This window comes from Streptomyces sp. NPDC001100 (assembly GCF_053598575.1).
On sequence record NZ_JBSFKO010000088.1, the window covers coordinates 1 to 3,243 of the forward strand.

General features: G+C 75.0%; 1 pseudogene. It reads left to right on the forward strand.

Annotated elements, in window-relative coordinates:
• Positions 1–3,243, forward strand: a pseudogene (locus tag ACWDEW_RS48740) (hypothetical protein); the annotation flags it as partial.

Genomic DNA, 3,243 nt, shown 5'->3' on the forward strand with positions numbered 1-3,243 from the left:
CCGCCGGCACGGGCGTCAACCGCACCCCCACCGAGAGCGGCGACCTGCACCGGGTGGTCGCCGACGTCACCTACCTCGTCACGGTCCGCGCGGGCTCCCGCACCCTGTTCAACGGCGTCGGCGAGCCCGGCACCATCGACCCGGTCACCTTCGCGGTGGACGTCCCCGACGGCCTTCAGTTCCTCATGACCCAGGGCCAACTCGCCCGCGACGCCCGGTGGATGGGCTCGGTGCAGCGGCTCGCCCCGGCACCCGCCCCGACCCTGACGGCGGCCCTCCCGGCGCCGTACACACGCAACCGGGAACTCGGCCTCGGTGGCGTCCTCTCGGTCATCGAATACGACCGGCCCGTCGCCGCCCCCATGCCCACGACCGGGCCCGCCGCCGGACAGATCCCGCTGGGGCGGGTCAACCCGCGGGAGCGGCGTGGGCAGATCGGGCGCGAGCTGCTGGCGCTGGTGGAGGCCGAGGCGCCCGGAGCGGTCACCCCCGGGCACCCCGGATACCAGCAGGGTGTGCACAGCCGGATCGCGCAGCTCACCTCGTCCGCCGGGCTGCGTTCGCTGCCCGGGCGCGGTCCGGACGGCACTCCGCGCCGGGCCACCACCCGCTTCCACTTCCGCCACCACGGCCACGGCGGTGAGCGGTTGGTCGAGGTCACGCTCACGGCGCGGCCCCGGCGGACCCAGAACCTCGCCGGCATCCGGGGTTCCTCGACACCCGGCTCGGGTCTCGAACAGTGGCAGTCGCACACCTCCGCGGGCCGCACCACCACCCGCGCCTCGGTCCGGCAGAAGCAGCTCCCGGTCACCCTGACCACCCGCTACCTCCGCCCGAACCAGGGCCCGGACCCCACCAAGACGGACCGCGCGGCGCCGGTGTTCACCCCGCAGTCGGCCAGCAGCATCACCGCCCGGCGGGCTACCACCGCCGACAACCGCTTCTGGCTGCGTACCGACAACGGCGCCGACTTCGACGGCCTCCAGTACGACTACGAGCTGTCGGTCCGCTCCGCGCTGGTCGCCGACTGGCCGCCCAACGTCATCGGCGGCCTCATCCAGAACGGCGTCATCGCCTGGGCCGACGCGGACGGCGACGTACACCGGTGGATCAACGAACTGATGGCCCGGGGCACCCCGCGCACCAGGACCGTCCCGGTCCGGCTGACGCTGCGGTTCACCGGCACCGAGACCACCCTGCCCGGAGCCGGTGGCCCGGCTCCGGTGAACGCCCCGTCCGTCGTCTCCGGCACCGATCCGCGCAACACCGTGCGGCCGGCCGGCCCCGCCGCCGGGCCGTACCTCGCCGACGCGCAGATGTTCCACCCGGTGGGACCGACCCCGGCGTTCCACTTCGACGGCTGGGCGCATCTGGAGACGGCCCTCAACGACGTGGCGCCGCGCGGTGGCCGCGGCTGGCACGCGCAGATCACGTCCGTCTCGGTGGAGGGACAGGCCGTCCGGCTGGGCCAGTTGATCCAGGCGGGGCGGGTCTCCCTCGACCGTCCCCGGCTGGCGGCCGACCTCACCCGCAAGCTGCCCGGCACGGCGCCCTTCGAGGGAGCGCCGACCCAGGCCCCGTCGATCGCGGTGACGCTCTACAACCCGCGCCGTTCCACCCAGGCCGACGACGTCACCCTCGACCAGCTCCACAACACCACCGACACGGTGAGCACCGCGGCCGGCGCCGACCACTCCCTCGCGACGTCGTTCACGGAACTCCTCAGCGGCGACGACGACAACCACGAGATCGCCGGCATCAGCGTTCCGCTCGCCCAACGGCAGACCCAGCCCTCGACCTTCGGCGGCACCACCACCGGCAGCCGCCGCGACTGGCTCAAGTCCGGCAGCACCGCCGCACCCGCCAACGGGACGCGCGGGACGCGGAGTTACGTCGTCGACGCCGATGCCCATCTGCTCGTGGAGGGACCGGAAGGCACCCGCCACGTCACCGGCACCGTCACCCTCCGCATCGAGGAACGCGACCTCCTCGGCCACGGTCTCCTCACCCCGGCGGAGACCCCGCCGAACCTGCACGACCTGCCCGCGCTCGTCCCCGACTGGACCACCGCCGAGCCGCACACCCTGCCCGAGCGCCTCAACTCCGCGATCCCCGCGGGCAGTCACGGTGTGCAGGTCTGGGTGGCCCTCGGCGCCGACCCGCAGGGCGAACACCTCGGGCAGGCCCTCTACGCCGCTTCCCGCACCGCCGTACTCGGCAACCGGCCGCTGGAGCTGATGACCCGGGACCCGCAGGGCATCCGCCGCTGGGAGTTCACGCCCGAGGGCGCCCTCGTCACCGCCGACCCCGACCTGACCACCGCATGGGACGCCTTCGACGCCCAGGCCGAACTCCTGCACACCGCCACCGACACCCTCGCCGACACCCCGCAGCGGCTGAACCGCCTCACCGTCGCCCTCCAGCGGGCGAACCGGGCGCACACGGCCGCCGTAGAAGCCCATGGGAAGGCGCGGCTCGCGGTCACGAACGCCACCGCCGCCCACGCGCGGGCGAGGAAGGCCGCCGCCGACGCCGCCGAGGCCGCGCGGAAGGCCGAGGCGCTGGTCGCACGGCTGAAGCGGGACCTCGCGGAGGCACGGAACACCGTCACCACCTTGCCGTCGGTCATCGAGCGGCACGAGCGGGACGAGACGAAGGGCCACCACGACCTTCGGACGGCCCTGGCCGCGCTGACGCGGGCCGAGAACACCGTGCGCGAAGAACGCGCCGCCGCCGCACGCGCAGCCGCCGAACAGGCCGCGAAGAACGGGCAGTCGAGTGCCGCCCCCGCCCCGGCTCCCGTACCGGCCCCCGCCGCACCCGGCGCCCCGCGCCCCCACACCGCCGCACCCGATGTCGCCGCCGACCCCCGCGTCCAGGCCGCCCTCCCGGCGATCACCGCCGCCGAGAACGCGATCCAGCAGGCCACCGATGCGCTCACCGCCGCCAGGCCGGTGCTGGCGCGGGCGGAGCACATCGTCGAGGTCGGACCGGAGCGCATCAGCGAGGAGGAGGAGAACCACGAGGAGGCCGTGGAGGAGGCGGAGGAGGCAGCGGCGGCCGAGGTCGTCGCGGCCGGCCGACTTCAGGCCGCCACGCGGGACGAGGCCGTCGCCCAGGGCCGGGTGACCGCGGCCGAGACCGAGATCGCCCGCCGCAACGGGCAGCTCGCCGCCGCCGTCACCGCGCAGTTGCAGGCCGCGGCCGACCAGATGGCCGCCACCGCCGCGCTGCCGGGCCTGG